Source organism: Cellulomonas sp. IC4_254 (assembly GCF_011603975.1).
GTDB lineage: Bacteria > Actinomycetota > Actinomycetes > Actinomycetales > Cellulomonadaceae > Cellulomonas.
Window position 1 is genome coordinate 1 of the sequence record NZ_JAANNB010000329.1, and the last position, 2,243, is coordinate 2,243.

The window sequence follows — 2,243 nt, forward strand, 5'->3', positions numbered from 1 at the left end:
TGGTCGCGGAGTGCGCGTCGGGGGCCGAGCCGCCCGCGGCCGCCGAGCGCGGCGGGCGTCGTCGTCGGCACGCTGTTCGCGATGCTCGCGATGACGCCGTCCCTGCTCCCCCGCGACTGGCTGTTCCAGGCGCTGGTGTCCGGCATCTCGGCGGCGCTCGGCTACGGGATCGGCGTGCTGCTGGCCTGGGTGCTCCGGCACGTGCCCGCCTGGCGCCGCCTGGTCGCCGCGGCGCGGCACCGGGTCCCGCCGCGGGTGCGGACGGCGGTGCGGCCCTGGCTGCTGCCGGCGCTGGCCGTCGGGGTGGTGGCCGGGCTGACGTTCATGCTGGTCAACGGCGCGCGCTGGCAGCGCGAGATGACCGAGGCGATCGGGATGCCGGGGCCGAGCACCGGCGACTGGCTGCGCGCCGGGCCGCTGCTCGTCCTGGTCGCGGCGGCGTTCGTGCTGCTGGCCCGCGGGCTGCGCTGGGTCGGCCTCCGGGTGGAGCGTGGCCTCCAGCGCTGGCTGCGGTTCCCGCGGCTGCTCGCCGGCGGGGTCGCCGTCGTGCTGGTGGCGGTGCTGACCGTCGTCCTGGTGAACGACGTGCTGCTCGGCCGGGCGCTGTCCGCCGTCGACCGCGCCTTCGCCCTGGCGAACACGAAGGACCACCCCGGCGTGACCCGGCCCCAGGCGGCGGAGCGGTCCGGGTCGCCGGAGTCGGTCGTCCCGTGGGACTCGCTCGGCCGGGAGGGCCGCCGGTTCGTCGCCACGGGCCCGACCCCCGACGAGCTCGCCGCCGCGTCCACCACCGGGGACACCCGGACGCCGATCCGGGTGTTCGCCGGCCTGGACAGCGCCGACACCCCCGAGGGCCGGGCCGCGCTCGCGGTCGAGGACCTGGAGCGCGCGGGCGCGTTCGACCGCGCGGTGCTGCTGGTGGTCACCACCACCGGCAGCGGCTGGGTCAACGACGCCGCGGTCTCCGCGCTGGAGCTGATGCACGGCGGGGACACCGCGACCGTCGCCACGCAGTACTCCTACCTGCCGAGCTGGCTGTCGTTCCTCGTCGACCGGTCCCGCGCGGCCGACGAGGCCCGGGCGCTGGCCACCGCCGTCGAGGCGCGCGTGGCCGAGCTCCCCGCGGACGACCGCCCGCAGCTGCTGGCGTACGGCGAGAGCCTCGGCTCGTTCGGGTCGGAGAGCGCCTACGACTCGCTCGCCGACATCCGCGACCGCACCGACGGCGTGCTGTGGGTCGGACCGCCGAACTCCAACCCGGTGTGGCACGCGCTGATGGAGCGCCGCGACCCCGGGACCACCTCGGCCGCCCCGGTGTACGCGAGCGGGCTGCTGGTGCGGTTCGCCGGGGACACCGAGCAGATGGCGACGCCGCCGACCGCGTGGGAGGAGCCCCGCGTGCTGTACCTGCAGCACGCGTCGGACCCGATCGTCTGGTGGGGCCCGGACCTGCTGCTCAGCCGCCCGGACTGGCTGGCCGAGCCGCACACCGGCGAGGGCGGGCTCTCGATGACCTGGTACCCGCTGGTGACGTTCTGGCAGCTGACGTTCGACCTGGTGAACTCCAAGTCGGTGCCGGACGGCCACGGGCACAACTACGACGCGCTGACCCTCGACGGCTGGGTCGCCGTCGCGGCGCCGGACGGCTGGACGGACGCAGACACCGCACGGGTACGGGCGGTCCTGGCGGCGCGGCAGCCGGCGAGCTGACGCCCGGACCCTCCGCCCCGCGGGGCGGGCGCGGCCGGACCGCGCGCGCCGGGGCCGTCGCGCGTGCCGGCGTCGGTGCGGGTGCGGGCGCGAGGCAGGCGGGTCAGGGTGGCGGGATGGGCGTGCGGGTGGTGGTCCTCGGGCAGGTCGGACGCGACCTGGTGCTGACCGTCGACGGCGTGCCGGAGGCCGGCGGGTCCGCCCAGGTCGCCGGACGGTCCGAGCTGCTCGGCGGCAAGGGCGCGAACCAGGCGCGGGCGTGCCGCCAGCTGGGCGCGGACGTGGCGCTGGTCGGGGTCGTGGGCGACGACCCGGCGGGCCGGCTCGCGCTCGCGGAGGCCCGGGCCGCGGGGCTCGGCACCGAGCGGGTCGTGGTGCGCGAGGGGGCGCGGACGGCGCTGCTGGTGGACGTCGTCGGCCCGCCGGGCGAGCGGCGCCTGCTCGAGCACGTGGAGCCGGCGGTGCTGCTCACGCCCGCCGACGTCGGCGCCTCGGCGGGCGGCCTCCGCGCCGCCGACGCGGTGCTGCTCCAG

General features: G+C 77.9%; 2 protein-coding genes. Both read left to right on the top strand.

Annotation, left to right across the window (positions count from 1 at the left end; genetic code table 11):
* On the top strand, positions 1–1,710 hold a 1,710-nt coding region (locus G6556_RS18460), incomplete at its 5' end, for an alpha/beta-hydrolase family protein (RefSeq protein ID WP_205693755.1).
* Between the two features lie 116 nt (positions 1,711–1,826).
* Positions 1,827–2,243 (top strand): PfkB family carbohydrate kinase (locus tag G6556_RS18465; RefSeq protein ID WP_240934727.1); only part of this gene is annotated, 417 nt, incomplete at its 3' end.